Source organism: Mesorhizobium sp. CA14 (assembly GCF_020165195.1).
Classification (GTDB): domain Bacteria; phylum Pseudomonadota; class Alphaproteobacteria; order Rhizobiales; family Rhizobiaceae; genus Mesorhizobium.
This window is the reverse complement of sequence record NZ_JAIUHR010000026.1, coordinates 88,391-102,363: the sequence shown is the minus strand read 5'-3', so window position 1 is coordinate 102,363 and position 13,973 is coordinate 88,391. Positions and strand designations below refer to the sequence as shown.

At 63.6% G+C, this 13,973-nt stretch carries 10 protein-coding genes; 6 read left to right on the top strand and 4 right to left on the bottom strand.

From position 1 onward, the window contains the following. Positions 1-195: 195 nt before the first annotated feature. The 4 genes from LB565_RS23320 to LB565_RS23305 all read right to left on the bottom strand — a co-directional run bounded on the left by LB565_RS23320 (position 196) and on the right by LB565_RS23305 (position 4,212). A complete protein-coding gene (locus tag LB565_RS23320; RefSeq protein ID WP_224588226.1) occupies positions 196-1,365 on the bottom strand; it encodes a DegT/DnrJ/EryC1/StrS family aminotransferase in 1,170 nt (389 codons plus the stop codon). 255 nt (positions 1,366-1,620) lie between these two features. Then, positions 1,621-2,544, bottom strand: coding sequence for a carbohydrate kinase family protein (locus LB565_RS23315; protein ID WP_224588224.1), 924 nt, complete (start codon positions 2,542-2,544; stop codon positions 1,621-1,623). After that, entirely contained in the window at positions 2,541-2,987 is a 447-nt protein-coding gene (locus LB565_RS23310) for an RbsD/FucU family protein (protein WP_224588221.1), read from the bottom strand. Before LB565_RS23310 ends, LB565_RS23315 begins: the two co-directional genes overlap by 4 nt. Before the next feature lies 1 nt (position 2,988). Beyond that, a complete protein-coding gene (locus LB565_RS23305) occupies positions 2,989-4,212 on the bottom strand; it encodes an ROK family protein (protein WP_224588219.1) in 1,224 nt (407 codons plus the stop codon). A 210-nt stretch (positions 4,213-4,422) separates the two neighbouring features. Between LB565_RS23305 and LB565_RS23300 the strand changes: the two genes are divergently transcribed. The 6 genes from LB565_RS23300 to glgC all read left to right on the top strand — a co-directional run bounded on the left by LB565_RS23300 (position 4,423) and on the right by glgC (position 13,812). Further along, on the top strand, positions 4,423-5,451 hold the full coding sequence (locus LB565_RS23300; protein WP_224588217.1) for a sugar ABC transporter substrate-binding protein: 1,029 nt from the start codon (positions 4,423-4,425) through the stop codon (positions 5,449-5,451). 193 nt (positions 5,452-5,644) lie between these two features. Beyond that, complete coding sequence (locus LB565_RS23295) at positions 5,645-6,721, top strand: ABC transporter permease (RefSeq protein WP_224588205.1); 1,077 nt, start codon at positions 5,645-5,647, stop codon at positions 6,719-6,721. After that, positions 6,718-7,515 carry an ATP-binding cassette domain-containing protein gene (locus tag LB565_RS23290; protein WP_224588204.1) on the top strand — a complete coding sequence of 266 codons (798 nt, stop codon included), beginning with the start codon at positions 6,718-6,720 and terminating at the stop codon, positions 7,513-7,515. The genes LB565_RS23295 and LB565_RS23290 overlap by 4 nt, the downstream gene beginning before the upstream one ends. Positions 7,516-7,649: 134 nt before the next feature. After that, positions 7,650-10,112 (top strand): glycogen/starch/alpha-glucan phosphorylase, encoded by a 2,463-nt coding sequence (locus tag LB565_RS23285; RefSeq protein ID WP_224588202.1) that lies wholly within the window; start codon positions 7,650-7,652, stop codon positions 10,110-10,112. Between the two features lie 154 nt (positions 10,113-10,266). Next, the gene (glgB, locus tag LB565_RS23280; protein ID WP_224588232.1) at positions 10,267-12,480 is read left to right on the top strand and encodes a 1,4-alpha-glucan branching protein GlgB; all 2,214 of its coding nucleotides are present in this window, start codon (positions 10,267-10,269) and stop codon (positions 12,478-12,480) included. A 63-nt stretch (positions 12,481-12,543) separates the two neighbouring features. Continuing rightward, positions 12,544-13,812 (top strand): glucose-1-phosphate adenylyltransferase, encoded by a 1,269-nt coding sequence (gene glgC, locus LB565_RS23275; protein ID WP_224588200.1) that lies wholly within the window; start codon positions 12,544-12,546, stop codon positions 13,810-13,812. Positions 13,813-13,973: the final 161 nt, after the last annotated feature.

The window sequence follows — 13,973 nt, the reverse complement described above, 5'->3', positions numbered from 1 at the left end:
GATTCGTGTCTCATCCCCAGCGTAGAATCACAACCGATTCCGCGCCGCAATACCCTATCTTAGCGCCTATGCCCTTGGGGGGGAGATGTCGCCGAAGGCGACAGCGGGGGTCGCCGCGCGTAGAGCACCAGCGTCATTTCTCTTCACCGAGGGGCGTCGGCGCTTCACGCGCGACGACCCCCTCAAGGGGGGAGATCAGGCCGCCGCGACGTGCGCCGAGTTCGACCCGATGTAATTGCGGATCGTCTCGATGATGCGGTCCTGATCGGACTCGCTCAAATAGGCATGCATCGGCAGGCAGAGGATCTGCTTCGGCAGTTCTTCCGAGACGGCAAGGCCGGTCGGCGTGCGCGGATAATGCTTATACGCGACCTGTTCGTGCAGCGGCTTCACGTAATAGATCACCGACGGAATCCCCTTCTCGCCGAGATGGGCCTTCAGCCCGTCGCGCTTCGGCGTCTCGATTGCATACTGCGCCCAGGCCGAGCGGCCGTGGCCGAGATTGCGCGAGGCCTTGACGATATCGCCGAGGCCCTTGGCATAGCGGTCCGCGACCACCTGCCTGGCCACCATCTCCTCTTCGAGGATGGCGAGCTTTTCGATCAGGATCGCCGCCTGCAGCGTGTCGAGGCGCGAATTGATGCCGACGCGGACATTGTCATATTGCGTCTCACCCTTGCCGTGGAAGGCGAAGGAACGAAGCTTGTCGGCCAGCGCAGCATCATTGGTGAACATTGCGCCGCCGTCGCCGTAGCAGCCAAGCGGCTTCGCCGGATAAAAGCTGGTCGAGCCGACATGGCCGAAGGCGCCGCACATCTTGGCCTCGCCGGAACCGCCGATCGTCGTGCCCTCGGCGGAACCGCCCATCGACTGCGCGGCGTCCTCAATCACCAGGAGGTTCTCGCGCTTGGCGATCGCCATGATCGCCTCATAGTCGGCGGCAAGGCCGAACAGGTCGACCGGGATGATCGCCTTCGGCTTCAGCCTTCCTTCCTTCTTGATCATCTCGATCGCCGCCTCGAGGCTGGCGATATCGATATTGTAGGTGTCGCGGTCGACGTCGACGAAGACCGGCTCGGCCTTGGCGAGTGCCACGACCTCGGCGGTGGCTGCGAAGGTGAAGCTCGGCACGAACACCGCATCGCCCGGGCCGATGCCGGCGGCAAACAGCGGCAGGAGCAGCGCATCGGTGCCGTTGGCGCAGGCGACCACATGCTTGACGCCGCTATAGGCCGCGAGCTTGTTTTCGAATTCGGTGACCTGGGGGCCGAGGATGTAGCGGCCATCTTCGACCACCTTGTCGATCGCGGCCTTCAGCCGGTCGCGGATACGTTCGCGCTGCGCGCCAAGATCGATGAACTGCATGTCGCCCTCGAAACTGCCTGTAAAACCGGGCCCGCTGGTAACAGACTTGAACCGGCTGAGAAAGCCGGTGGCGGTCAGCGCAAATTGCTCAGGTGTCGCAGCCTGTTACAGATTTTGCCAGCGCAATGCCTGAAAAAGCCGGAAATCCGAGCTTTGAGAGGCGTTTTTCGGCCCCCCTTATCGCGTCGATCCACCGATGGGAAACATAAAGTGATCGGCCATGAAGGGCGGGTTCAGGTCCGTCCCCACGCCCGCTCAGGCGATTTCGTGCCGCCATGGCGGGTTGGCGCCGGCCCGCGACACCGTCACAGCCGCCGCCTTGGCGCCGAGCTCCAGCGCCTTGCGGATGGCGTCCTCGGAGAGGCTGTCGATCGCTGCCTTGGTGAGCAGGCCCTGTTCATGCAGCGAGGCCAAGATGCCGGCGTTGAAGGTGTCGCCGGCGCCGACCGTATCGACCACCTTCACCTTCTGCGGCAAGACCGTGACCTTGTGGTCCTTGCTGTAGCCGACCGCGCCTTCACTGCCATGGGTAACGACGATAAATTTCGGCCCGCGATCCAGCCAGTTGCGCACCGCGTCCTCATGTGAGCCGGCCTCGTCGAACCAGTTGAGGTCCTCGTCCGACAATTTGACGATGTCGGCCATCGCCATCATCTCGCGGATACGCCTCAGATGTTTGGCCTTGTCCGGGATGAAGTTCGGCCGGATGTTGGGATCGAGCATCATCACCCGGCTCCCGTGCTCGCGCCGCATGAACTCCTCATAGGCCGATCCAGCCGGCTCGGAGATCAGGCTGATGGCGCCGAACAGCATCGCCTCGATCTCGGCGCCGAGCTTCGGCAGGTCCTCGATGGTCAGCATCCGCCCGGCGGTGTTCTCGTCATAGAAGGTGTAGGTCGCCTGGCCGTTAGTGAGCCGCACGAAGGCGAGCGTCGTCGGGCGAGGGGACGTGTGCGCATAGGTGGAGCTCACCTTACTGGCGCCGAGCGCCTCGCGGAACTGCCCGCCGAACAGGTCCGAGGAGAGGCCGGAGAAAAAGCCGGCCGGAGCGCCGAGCCGGCCAAGCGCGATCGCCGAGTTGAACACTGCGCCGCCGACATAGGGCGCGAAGGCCGCTTCGCCTTCCGTCGTGATACGCGGCAGCATGTCGATCAGCGCTTCGCCACAGCAAAGGATCATGTCGTCTTCGTCTCCGGCGGATGGATCACGCCCTTGCGGATGATGATGTTGGCAAACAGCCTGGGTTCGCTGGTCGCGACAATGGCGTGCGCGGCCTTGACGCGTGCATAGAAGTCGGCCCCGGCCAGCGCAACCACCTTATGACCCGGCGCACGCCTGGCGCAAACCGCTTCCATCTCGCGATGCACGGGGTCGGCCAGCGCCGGGTCGCCCTTCACCGAAGCACGGAACAACGCCTCCGGCACCGCCTCGTCCACCGGCAGCACGCTGAGCACGGCGTCGAGGACGGCTATGACGTGGTGACCGTCCGCGCGGATCAGCCGTCGCGCCTGTTCCTCGGCCGGATAATTGCCATCGACGATCGCGATCTCGTCGCCATGACCCATTGCCCTGAGCGTCGCCAGGAACTGGGGCCCGAGCAGCGACGGGATGCCGATCAGCATGTCAGGCGCCCCCGGACGTGTTCGGTCCGATCAGGAAGCGCTCGGAGAGCGGCAGGCTGGCGCCGCCCATGGCGCGTGCGTGGATGCCGACCGTCCCCTCGCGAACGATGGGCAGCTTCAGCCCTTCGGCGTCGACGCTGGCAATCGCTTCCGTCACGGCATCGACCAGCCGGCGCCGCACATCGAGCGGCATCCAGCCATCGATGACCGCCGCTTCGAAATCAATGACCGACGAGGCCGCGACAATGGCATAGGCAAGCGCCTGCGAGGCGCTGGCGATCCAGTCATCGAGCTCCGCGCCGATATCGCCCCATTCCTGCGGCGAGGTCCACAAGTAGGAGCCGTCGATGCCCTTGGCCGAGAGCGCCTTCTCCAGCATGGCGATCGAGGCCACGTCGATGAGCTGCGTCGGCTTGCCGTCCGGCCCCGGTACCGGCATCGAGCCCAGCGCGCCGGCATTGCCGTTGGGTCCGCTATAAAGGCGGCCATTGAGCACGATGCCGCCGCCGGCGAACGCGCCGATATAGAAATAGACGAAGTCGCGCGCTGCGCCCGCCTGGCCGAAGACGAGCTCGGCTCCGCAGGCCGAGGTCGCGTCGTTCTGCAGATAGACCGGAAAGTCGCATTGTCCCTGGATGTCGGCGCGGATGTCGCGATGGCGCCATTCGTCCATGATTTCGCGCGGCGCGCCGGCCGTGTCTGCCCAGTTCCATAGCTCGAACGGCATGGCGATGCCGAGCCCGGCAATGCGCTTGTCCTGCGTCGGCGTCAGCTCGCCGCGCATCGTCTTGATGCCGGCGGTGACGAACTCGACGGTCTCGCGCGGTGCGGGATAGCGATAGGAATGCTGCAGCATGGCGCGCACATTGCCGAGAAAGTCTATCAGCACCAGCTCGGCCGAGCGACGGCCGATCTTGAGGCCGATGAAGAAGGCGCCTTCCGGGTTGAGTGCCATCGGGATCGAAGGCTGGCCGATCTTGCCGCGCAGCGGCGCCTGGCGCACGAGCAGCTTGTCTTCCTCGAGCTCGCGCATGATCACCGACACCGTCTGGGCCGACAGGCCTGTCATGCGCGCGATGTCGGATTTGGCCAGGCTGCCATGCTGGCGCACTAAGGACAGCACGAGCCGTTCATTGTGGTCGCGCATTCCGCTCTGGTTGGTGCCGCGACGCAGCCGGCTCTCCAAAGCCTCGGGCGAACCGTGCCTCGCAATGCCGGTCTCCACCCTGTTCCTCCCGTCTGTTTCCCCTTGGTGCTTTTCGTTCAGAATGGGTGAACAGCGCAAGGGTGTCAATAATAAATAAGAGTGATTTATTTATTGACAGCCGTTGCGGACTGGTGTCTTTTTGACATTGCGCCCACACTGGGAGAACTTCGGTGGGCGCTCCGCAGGCGCCGGTTGGCCGGCGCCGGAGTGGTTCACTGGGAGGAAATCATGCGTAAATGGACTATTCTGAAGGCGGCCGTTGCCGGCCTCGCCTTTTACGGCGCGATGGCCACGGCCTCGTATGCCGCCGACATCGTCGGCCTGATCACCAAGACCGAGGGCAACCCGTTCTTCGTCAAGATGCGCGAAGGCGCGCAAGCCAAGGCCAAGGAGCTTGGCCTGACCCTGCAGACCTTTGCCGGCAAGTTCGACGGTGACAATGACAGCCAGGTCGCGGCCATCGAGAACCTGATCTCGGCCGGCGCCAAGGGCTTCGCCATCGTGCCGAGCGATTCCAGCGCCATCGTGCCGACCATCAAGAAGGCGCGCGATGCCGGCCTTCTGGTCATCGTGCTCGACACGCCGCTCGATCCGATCGGTGCCGCGGATGCCACTTTCGCAACCGACAATTTCAAGGCCGGTGAGTTGATCGGACAATGGGCCAAGGGCACGCTGGGCGACAAGGCCTCGAGCGCCAAGATCGCCTTCCTCGATCTCGCCACCAACCAGCCGACCGTCGACTATCTGCGCGACCAGGGCTTCATGAAGGGCTTCGGCATCGACATCAAGGATCCGAAGAAATACGGCGACGAGAATGATGCGCGCATCTGCGGCCACGAGATGACCGGCGGCGCCGAGGATGGCGGCCGCACCGCCATGGAAACGCTGCTGCAGAAATGCCCCGACGTCAGCGTGATGTACACGATCAACGAGCCGGCGGCGGCTGGCGGCTACCAGGCGCTCAAGGCGGCGGGCAAGGATGACGGCTCGGTTCTGGTGGTTTCGATCGACGGCGGTTGCCCGGGCGTGAAGAACGTCGCGGCCGGCGTCATCGGCGCGACCTCGCAGCAATATCCGCTGAAGATGGCCGCCATGGCCATGGAAGCGATCGAGAAATTCGCCAAGACCGGTGAGAAGCCGAAGCCGACCCCCGGCAAGGAGTTCTTCGACACCGGCGCCACGCTGATCACCGACAAGCCCGTCAAGGGGGTCGAATCGATCGACAGCAAGAAGGGCGCGGAACTTTGCTGGGGCTGATGCCTTCCTAGAGCATGATCCCGAAAAGTGGGAACCGGTTTTCGGAAAAGATCATGCTCCAACAAAGATTTAGATCGGGATGACAATTCAACCAAATTTCGTCCTGATCTAATCCGCGGTAACGGACTAAACTCAACGAAAGGGCGGCTCCGGCCGCCCTTTCCCGAAACGGGACCCTTGGGAGGGGACAGAAATGAGTGACGACGCAACCGGCTCGGTCTCTGCCGAGCGCGGCCTTCACGGCAGCGACCAGTCCGTGGCGAGCTTCGACGAAGATCGGGGCTCGGTGCTGAAGAGCATCCAGCGCTTCCTGCACGAATACCCTACGGCCATCCCGTTCATCGTACTGGTCATCGGTGTTCTGATCTTTTCGGTCGCGGCGGGCGGACGGTTCTTTGCGCCGTTCAATCTTTCGCTTGTCCTGCAACAGGTCACCATCATCGCCTTTCTGGGCATCGCCCAGACGCTGGTCATCCTGACCGCCGGCATCGATCTTTCGGTCGGCGCGATGATGGTGCTGTCGTCCATCGTCATGGGCAGGCTGACCGTCACCTACGGCGTGCCGGTCGAACTGAGCTTTGTGCTGGGCCTGCTCACGGGTCTTGTGTGCGGCCTGATCAACGGCGTGCTGGTGGCGGTGATCAAGCTGCCGCCCTTCATCGTCACGCTCGGCTCCTGGAGCGTCTACGGCGCGATGGTCATCTACGTCTCGCATTCCGAGACCGTGCGCGCCCAGGACATCGAGGCGGCGGGACCGCTGCTGCAATGGCTGGGCCACACGATACGGCTTGGCGGGGGCGCGGTGCTGACCTACGGCGCCATCGCCATGATTCTGACCGCTCTGATCATCTGGTATGTGTTGAACCGCACCGCCTTTGGCCGCCATGTCTACGCGACCGGTGACGACGACGAAGCCGCACGCCTCGCCGGCATCAACACCCGCGGCGTGTTCATTGCCGTCTACACGCTGGCCGGCTTTATCTGCGCCGTCGCCGCCTGGGCGCTCATCGGCCGCATCGGCGCGGCCAGCCCGCTCGGCAACCAGACCGCCAACCTCGATGCCATCACCGCCGTGGTGATCGGCGGCACCTCGCTGTTCGGCGGGCGCGGCTCGATCGTCGGGACATTGTTCGGCGCGCTCATCGTCGGCGTCTTCCGCAATGGTCTCGCGCTCGCAGGCGTCGACTCGCTCTGGCAGGAGTTCACCGTCGGCATCCTCATCATCCTCGCCGTCACCATCGATCAGTGGATCAGGAAGATTTCGGCATGAGCACCCAGTCCATTCATCAGATCCCCATTCTTCAGGCCAAAGGCCTCAACAAGCGCTACGGTCGGGTGGTGGCGCTCGACAATGCCGATTTCGACCTGATGCCGGGCGAGATCCTTGCCGTCATCGGCGACAACGGCGCCGGAAAGTCGACGCTGGTCAAGGCGCTCTGCGGCGCGGTCATCCCGGACTCCGGCACGATCGAGCTCAACGGTAGCCCGGTGCATTTCCGCTCGCCGATCGAGGCGCGCATGGCCGGCATCGAGACCGTCTACCAGAACCTGGCCTTGTCGCCGGCGCTATCGATCGCCGACAACATGTTCCTCGGCCGCGAGCTGCGCAAACCCGGCTTTGCCGGACAATGGCTGCGCCGCCTCGACCGCTCGGCCATGGCGCGCATCGCCCGCGAGAAATTGTCCGAGCTCGGGCTGATGACGATCCAGAACATCAACCAGTCGGTCGAAACGCTGTCTGGCGGCCAGCGCCAAGGTGTCGCGGTGGCGCGCGCCGCGGCTTTCGGCAGCCGCGTCGTCATCATGGACGAGCCGACGGCGGCGCTCGGCGTCAAGGAAAGCCGCCGCGTGCTGGAACTGATGCTCGACGTCAAAAAGCGCGGCCTGCCGATCGTGCTCATCTCGCACAACATGCCGCATGTCTTCGAGGTGGCCGATCGCATCCATATCCATCGCCTGGGCCGTCGCCTCGCCGTCATCGATCCGAAGCAATATACGATGTCCGACGCCGTCGCTTTCATGACCGGCGCCAAGGCTCCGCCGGAAGTTTTGGAGACGGCCTGATCAGGCCGTCTGCTACGGCACACGGCGACCGGTCAGCCGGCTAAATCGATTGAGTATATGTTGCAATGCACTAGGATGGGACTGGGAGGATCGATACAAGCCGCTATGATCACACCAGTTGAACGAGAGGCGAAATGACATCCGCCATGACGATCGAAGCCCCTGTTCTCGACAATCCGGATCCCAAGACCCTCGCTGAGGAAGTCTTGATGTCGCTCAAATACCGGGTCGGCAAGGACACAACCGTCGCGACGCCCTATGACTGGCTGACCGCTTCGATCAAGGTCGTCCGCGATCGCATCGTCGATCACTGGATGCAGGCAACCAGGGAAGCCTACGACCAGCAGGAAAAACGCGTCTATTACCTTTCGCTCGAGTTCCTGATCGGGCGCCTGATGCGTGACGCCTTCTCCAATCTCGGCCTGATGGAGAACATGCGCGAGGCGCTGTCCTCCCTCGGCGTCGACCTTGACCTGATCGCTGGCCTCGAACCGGACGCGGCACTCGGCAATGGCGGCCTCGGCCGTCTCGCCGCCTGCTTCATGGAAAGCATGGCGACCGTCGACATCCCCGCCCACGGCTACGGCATCCGCTACGCCAACGGCATGTTCCGCCAGGAAATCCACGGCGGCTGGCAGGTCGAGCTGCCGGAAACCTGGCTCGATCACGGCAATCCCTGGGAGTTCGAACGGCGCGAGCGCTCCTTCGAGGTCGGCTTCGGCGGCTCGGTGGAATCGATCACCTCGAAGGACGGCCGGCTCGAACGCCACGTCTGGAAGCCGACCGAGCATGTGCTGGCCGTCGCCTATGACACGCCGGTGGCCGGCTGGCGCGCCAGGCGCGTCAACACGCTGAGACTCTGGTCCGGCATGCCGATCGACCCGATCCTGCTCGACAAGTTCAACGCCGGCGACCACATCGGCGCGCTGGCCGAGAGCAACAAGGCCGACGCGCTGTCGCGCGTGCTTTATCCTGCCGATTCCCACATGGCCGGCCAGGAACTGAGGCTGCGGCAGGAATATTTCTTCTCCACCGCCTCGCTGCAGGACATCGTCCAGCGTCATTTGAGCCAGTATGGCGACCTGAAATCGCTGCCCGACAAGGCGGCGATCCACTTGAACGACACCCATCCCGCGGTCGCCGTGGCGGAGCTGATGCGGCTCCTGATGGATGTCCACGGCATGGACTTCGACCAGGCCTGGGACATCACCAAGCGCACCTTTGGCTACACCAACCACACGCTGTTGCCCGAGGCGCTGGAAAGCTGGCCGGTGCCGCTCTTCGAGCGGCTTTTGCCGCGCCACATGCAGATCGTCTACGCCATCAACGCGCAGGTGCTGCTCGAGGCCCGCGCTACCGACCAGTTCTCGGGCGATCAGATCGCCCGGATCTCGCTGATCCAGGAAAATGGCGACCGTCGCGTGCGCATGGGCAACCTGGCCTTCGTTGGCTCGCATTCGATCAACGGCGTCTCGGCGCTCCACACCGAGCTGATGAAGGAGACGGTATTCGCCGATCTCCACAAGCTCTATCCCGACCGCATCAACAACAAGACCAACGGCATCACGCCGAGGCGTTGGCTGATCCAGTGCAATCCGGGCCTGACCTCGCTCGCCCGCGAGGCGATCGGCGACCGCTTCATGGACGATATCGAGGCGATCAAGGATCTCGATCCGCTCGCCGACGATGCGGCTTTCCGCGAAAAGTTCGCCGCTGTGAAGCGGCAGAACAAGGCGCGGCTCGCCAACCTCGTCGTCGACCGTCTCGGCATCAGGGTCGACCCGTCGGCGCTGTTCGACATCCAGGTCAAGCGCATCCACGAATACAAGCGTCAGCTGCTCAACATCCTGGAGGCTATCGCGCTCTACGACCAGATCCGCTCGCATCCCGAGCGGGACTGGATGCCGCGCGTGAAATTCTTCGGCGGCAAGGCGGCGCCGAGCTACCACAACGCCAAGCTGATCATCAAACTGGCCAATGACGTCGCGAAAGTCATCAACGGCGATCCATCGGTGCGCGGCCTGCTGAAAGTCGTGTTCGTGCCGAACTACAATGTCAGCCTGGCCGAGGTGATGATGCCGGCCGCCGACCTCTCCGAGCAGATTTCGACCGCCGGCATGGAGGCGTCGGGCACCGGCAACATGAAGTTTGCGCTGAATGGCGCGCTCACCATCGGCACGCTCGACGGCGCCAATGTCGAGATCAAGGAACATGTCGGCGACGACAACATCTTCATCTTCGGCCTCACCACGGCCGAAGTCGCGGAGCGGCGCAACAATGGCTACAATCCGCGCGGCGTGATCGAGGCCTCGTCCGAGCTGTCGCAGGCGGTATCGGCCATCTCCTCCGGCGTCTTCTCGCCCGACGATCCCGACCGGTATCGCGACCTGATGAACGGCCTCTACCAGAGCGACTGGTTCATGGTGGCGGCCGACTTCGATTCCTACGCCGCCTGCCAGCGCGAGGTCGACGCCGTGTGGCGCAACAGCCCCGACTGGTACGCACGCGCCATCCGCAACGTCGCCCGCGTCGGCTGGTTCTCGTCCGACCGCACGATCCGTCAATATGCGAAAGACATCTGGAACGTGCCGGTCTGATATGATTGCATGAGCCGCAAAGAATGTGGCCAGATGCATGTCGCCCAAAAGTGCGTAGCGGTTTTGGGGCCATGACATGCACCAAGACAAAGAACGGCGCATGCTGGAGCGAGGCATGCGCCAGAACAAGGTGCCCGGGGAGGGCGACCGTTTGATGAGGAAGCCGCGCGCGACCGCTGCGACAAGCGGGCCGGACGGACTGGCGCCAGCCGGCGATGTCGCGGCGATTGTCGCCGGAACGCATGGCAATCCTTTCGCGGTCCTGGGCGTGCATGAAGCCGGCAAGGGCTTCATCGCCCGCTGCTTCGTGCCCAATGCCGAATTCGTCACGGCCTACACGCTGACCGGCAAAGAGGTCGGCGAGCTTTCCCGCAGCGCCGATGCCGGCTTCTTCGAGGGCAAGGTCTCGATCCGCAAGCGCCAGCCGCTGCGCTATCACGCCAGGAATGCCGGCGGCGACTGGTGGCTGACCGACCCCTATTCCTTCGGTCCGGTGCTCGGCCCGATGGACGATTATTATATGGCCGAGGGCTCGCACTTACGGCTGTTCGACAAGCTCGGCGCCCACATCATCGATCATGAGGGCGCCACCGGCGTCCATTTCGCCGTCTGGGCGCCCAATGCGCGGCGCGTCTCCGTGGTCGGCGCCTTCAACGACTGGGACGGCCGCCGCCACACGATGCGCGACCGCAAGGACACGGGCATCTGGGAGCTGTTCATTCCCGACATCGGCGCTGGCAAGCCCTACAAGTTCGAGATCATCGGGCCCGACGGCGTGCGCCTGCCGCTGAAGGCCGACCCGTTCGCCTTCGAATCGGAATTGCGCCCGGCGACCGCTTCGGTGACGGCGCCGCCCATAGCGCATCAATGGGGCGACGAGGCGCATCGCAGCTATTGGCAGAAAGCCGATCCCCGGCGCGAGGCAATCTCGATCTACGAGGTCCATGCCGGCTCGTGGCAACGCCGCGACGACGGCACGTTCCTCTCCTGGGACGAGCTCGCCGCACGGCTGATCCCCTATGTGGCCGACGCCGGCTTCACCCATATCGAGTTCCTGCCGATCTCGGAGCACCCCTACGATCCATCCTGGGGCTACCAGACCACCGGGCTTTATGCGCCGACGGCCCGCTTCGGCGATCCGGACGGCTTTGCCCGTTTCGTCGACGGCGCGCATCGCGCCGGCGTCGGCGTCATCCTCGACTGGGTGCCGGCGCATTTCCCGGTCGACGAGCACGGGCTGGTGAAATTCGACGGCACCTCGCTCTACGAGCATGCCGATCCGCGCCAGGGTTTCCACCCGGACTGGAACACCGCCATCTACAATTTCGGTCGTCGCGAGGTGGTGTCGTTCCTCGTCAACAATGCGCTGTTCTGGGCCGAGAAATACCACGTCGACGGCCTGCGCGTCGACGCGGTCGCCTCGATGCTCTACCTCGATTATTCGCGCAAGGCCGGCGAATGGATCCCCAACGAGAAGGGCGGGCGCGAGAACCTGCAGGCCGTCAGCTTCCTACAGAAGATGAACAAGGAGCTCTATGGCCATCATCCCGGCGTGATGACGATCGCCGAGGAGTCGACCTCATGGCCGAAAGTGTCGCATCCCGTGCATGAAGGCGGCCTCGGCTTCGGCTTCAAGTGGAACATGGGCTTCATGCACGACACGCTGGAGTATCTCTCCAAGGAGCCGATCTATCGCAAGCACCACCACAACGAGATTACCTTCGGCCTGGTCTACGCTTTCTCGGAAAATTTCGTCCTGCCGCTGTCGCATGACGAGGTCGTGCACGGCAAAGGCACGCTGCTCCACAAGATTGCCGGCGACGACTGGCAGAAATTCGCCACGCTGCGCGCCTATTACGCCTTCATGTGGGGCTATCCCGGCAAGAAGCTCTTGTTCATGGGCCAGGAATTCGCCCAGCGCCGCGAGTGGAGCGAAGAACGCGCGCTGGATTGGAACCTGCTGGAATTCGCGCCGCACCGCGGCGTCTGGCAGACGGTGCGCGACCTGAACTATCTCTACCGTTCGCGCCCGGCGCTGCACGCGCGCGACTGCGAGCCGGAGGGGTTTTCCTGGCTGATCGTCGACGACCGCGACAATTCGGTCTTCGCCTGGCTGCGCAGCGCGCCGGACGGCAACCCGATCGCCGTCATCTCCAATTTCACGCCGGTGCCGCGCGAGAACTATCGCGTGCCGCTGCCGAAAGCGGGAAAGTGGCGCGAAATCATCAATACGGATGCCGCCGACTATGGCGGCTCCGGCATGGGCAATGGCGGCATGGTCGAGGCGAGCGGGGACGGGGGCGGCACATCGGCGACGATGCTTCTGCCGCCGCTGTCGACGATCATGCTGGAATTCGTCACGGATTGAAGCAGATGATGTCTCATCCTGCTCTTGCAACGGTCCGGGCAGCTTGTTTGGGAGGGTAACAAAATGGCAGAGATCAAAAGAACCCAGCCGCTGGCGCGCGATGCCATGGCCTATGTGCTGGCCGGCGGCCGCGGCAGCCGCCTCAAGGAGCTGACCGACCGGCGCGCCAAGCCTGCCGTCTATTTCGGCGGCAAGACACGCATCATCGACTTTGCCCTCTCCAATGCCTTGAACTCCGGCATCCGCCGCCTCGGCGTCGCCACCCAGTACAAGGCGCATTCGCTGATCCGCCATCTGCAGCGCGGCTGGAACTTCCTGCGGCCCGAGCGAAACGAAAGCTTCGACATCCTGCCGGCATCGCAGCGCGTCTCGGAAACGCAGTGGTATGAAGGCACGGCCGACGCCGTCTACCAGAACATCGACATCATCGAGGCCTATGGACCCGAATACATGGTCATCCTGGCCGGCGACCACATCTACAAGATGGACTACGAGCTGATGCTGCGCCAGCATGTCGACGCCGGCGCCGACGTCACCGTCGGCTGCCTGGAAGTGCCGCGCATGGAGGCGACAGGCTTCGGCGTCATGCATGTCGATGCCAAGGACAACATCATCGCCTTCGTCGAAAAGCCGGCCGATCCGCCGGGCATCCCGGACAAGCCGGAATTCGCCCTGGCCTCGATGGGCATCTATGTCTTCAAGACCAGGTTCCTGATGGAACAGTTGCGACGCGACGCGGCCGAGCCCGGCTCCAGCCGCGACTTCGGCAAGGACATCATCCCTTATATCGTGCAGCACGGCAAGGCGATCGCCCACCGCTTCGCCAAGTCCTGCGTGCGTTCCTCGCATGAAGCCGAACCATACTGGCGCGACGTCGGAACCGTGGACGCCTATTGGGAAGCCAATATCGACCTGACCGACATCACGCCCGAGCTCGACCTCTACGACCGCGACTGGCCGATCTGGACCTATGCCGAATTGAAGCCGCCGGCAAAGTTCGTGCATGACGAGGACGGCCGCCGCGGCGAGGCGATCTCCTCGCTGGTGTCCGGCGACTGCATCGTCTCCGGCGCTTCGCTGCGCCGCAGCCTGATTTTCACCGGCGCGCGCATCAATTCCTATTCCAAGCTCGAGGAAGTGGTGATGCTGCCCGACGTCCAGGTCGGTCGCAACGCAAGCCTCAAGCGCGTCGTCATCGATCACGGCGTGCATATTCCGGAGGGGCTGGTGGTCGGAGAGGACCCGGCGCTCGACGCCAAGCGTTTTCGCGTATCGGAGAAGGGCATCTGCCTGATCACGCAGGACATGATCAACAAGTTGTCGACCCAGTAGGGTCGATCAATAAGTTGTCGACCTGATAGGGTTGATCAGCTGTAACCTGCTAGGCTTGATCAGCAAGCTGAGGGGTCGATCAGCAAGCTGACGGGTCGATCAGCAAGCTGACGACTGGATCAACAGATTGTCACTTTGACCTGTCACGTTGAGATCGGAAT

What these genes read in the sequence shown, in the direction of transcription:
- LB565_RS23320 (WP_224588226.1), bottom strand. Translation starts at nt 1,365, where the DNA reads ATGCAGTTCATCGATCTTGGCGCGCAGCGCGAACGTATCCGCGACCGG.
- LB565_RS23315 (WP_224588224.1), bottom strand. Translation starts at nt 2,544, where the DNA reads ATGATCCTTTGCTGTGGCGAAGCGCTGATCGACATGCTGCCGCGTATC.
- LB565_RS23310 (WP_224588221.1), bottom strand. Translation starts at nt 2,987, where the DNA reads ATGCTGATCGGCATCCCGTCGCTGCTCGGGCCCCAGTTCCTGGCGACG.
- LB565_RS23300 (WP_224588217.1), top strand. Translation starts at nt 4,423, where the DNA reads ATGCGTAAATGGACTATTCTGAAGGCGGCCGTTGCCGGCCTCGCCTTT.
- LB565_RS23295 (WP_224588205.1), top strand. Translation starts at nt 5,645, where the DNA reads ATGAGTGACGACGCAACCGGCTCGGTCTCTGCCGAGCGCGGCCTTCAC.
- LB565_RS23290 (WP_224588204.1), top strand. Translation starts at nt 6,718, where the DNA reads ATGAGCACCCAGTCCATTCATCAGATCCCCATTCTTCAGGCCAAAGGC.
- LB565_RS23285 (WP_224588202.1), top strand. Translation starts at nt 7,650, where the DNA reads ATGACATCCGCCATGACGATCGAAGCCCCTGTTCTCGACAATCCGGAT.
- glgB (WP_224588232.1), top strand. Translation starts at nt 10,267, where the DNA reads ATGAGGAAGCCGCGCGCGACCGCTGCGACAAGCGGGCCGGACGGACTG.
- glgC (WP_224588200.1), top strand. Translation starts at nt 12,544, where the DNA reads ATGGCAGAGATCAAAAGAACCCAGCCGCTGGCGCGCGATGCCATGGCC.